Below are 1,310 nucleotides of genomic sequence, written 5' to 3' on the forward strand. Positions count from 1 at the left end.
GGTCAGCCCTTGCGGGACTTGACCTCCTCGGTGAGCTGGGGCACGACCTGGAAGAGGTCGCCGACGATGCCGTAGTCGACGAGGTCGAAGATCGGGGCCTCGGCGTCCTTGTTGATCGCGACGATCGTCTTGGACGTCTGCATGCCCGCCCGGTGCTGGATCGCGCCGGAGATGCCGGAGGCGATGTACAGCTGCGGGGAGACGGACTTGCCGGTCTGGCCGACCTGGCTGGAGTGCGGGTACCAGCCGGCGTCGACCGCGGCACGCGAGGCACCGACGGCCGCACCGAGCGAGTCGGCGAGCGCCTCGATGATCGCGAAGTTCTCCGCACCGTTGACGCCACGGCCGCCGGACACGACGATCGCGGCCTCGGTCAGCTCCGGACGCCCCGTCGACTCGCGCGGCGTGCGGGACAGCACCTTCGTGCCGGTGGCCTGCGCACAGAACGACACCGCCAGCGCCTCGACCGCACCCGCGGCCGGAGCAGCCTCGACCGGAGCCGAGTTCGGCTTGACCGTGATGACCGGGGTCCCCCTGGAGACACGGGACTTGGTGGTGAACGACGCGGCGAACGCGGACTGCGTGGCGACCGGGCCCTGCTCACCGGCCTCCAGGTCGACGGCGTCGGTGATCAGGCCCGACCCGATCCGGACCGCGAGACGGGCAGCGATCTCCTTGCCCTCCGCGGACGACGGAACCAGCACCGCGGCCGGGCGGACCGCCTCGTGCGCGGCCTGCAGCGCGTCGACCTTCGGCACGACGAGATAGTCGGCGAACTCCGGCGCATCGGCGGTCAGGACCCTCACCGCACCGTGCTCGGCCAGCACACCAGCAGTGCCGGCAGCACCGCTGCCGACCGCCACCGCGACCGGCTCACCGATACGACGCGCCAGCGTCAACAGCTCCAGAGTGGGCTTACGGACGGCACCGTCCACGTGATCGACAAAGACGAGAACTTCAGCCATGGGACTTCAATCTCCTGCGAGTTGCGAAGAAACTACGGGGAAACAAGCGCGGGGTCAGATGAACTTCTGACCCGCAAGGAACTCGGCCAGCTGCCTGCCGCCCTCGCCCTCGTCCTTGACGATCGTGCCCGCCGTACGGGCCGGACGCTCCGCCGCCGAGTCGACCGCGGTCCAGGCACCCGCCAGACCCACCTCGTCCGCCTCGATCTCCAGATCCTCCAGATCCAGTGACTCAACCGGCTTCTTCTTCGCCGCCATGATGCCCTTGAACGACGGATAACGCGCCTCACCCGACTGATCCGTCACCGACACCACCGCCGGCAGCGACGCCTCCAACTGCTCGGA

General features: G+C 69.2%; 2 protein-coding genes. Both read right to left on the minus strand.

Translation table 11 applies throughout. The annotated features are described in order from the left end of the window. Positions 1-2: 2 nt before the first annotated feature. Positions 3-965 carry an electron transfer flavoprotein subunit alpha/FixB family protein gene (locus tag ABT115_RS30795; RefSeq protein WP_351796780.1) on the minus strand — a complete coding sequence of 321 codons (963 nt, stop codon included), beginning with the start codon at positions 963-965 and terminating at the stop codon, positions 3-5. Positions 966-1,019: 54 nt separating this feature from the next. Beyond that, the coding region (locus ABT115_RS30800) for an electron transfer flavoprotein subunit beta/FixA family protein (RefSeq protein ID WP_502969201.1) at positions 1,020-1,310 on the minus strand (291 nt) is incomplete at its 5' end.

The sequence above is a fragment of the Streptomyces sp. NPDC001832 genome, from assembly GCF_040297265.1.
Classification (GTDB): domain Bacteria; phylum Actinomycetota; class Actinomycetes; order Streptomycetales; family Streptomycetaceae; genus Streptomyces.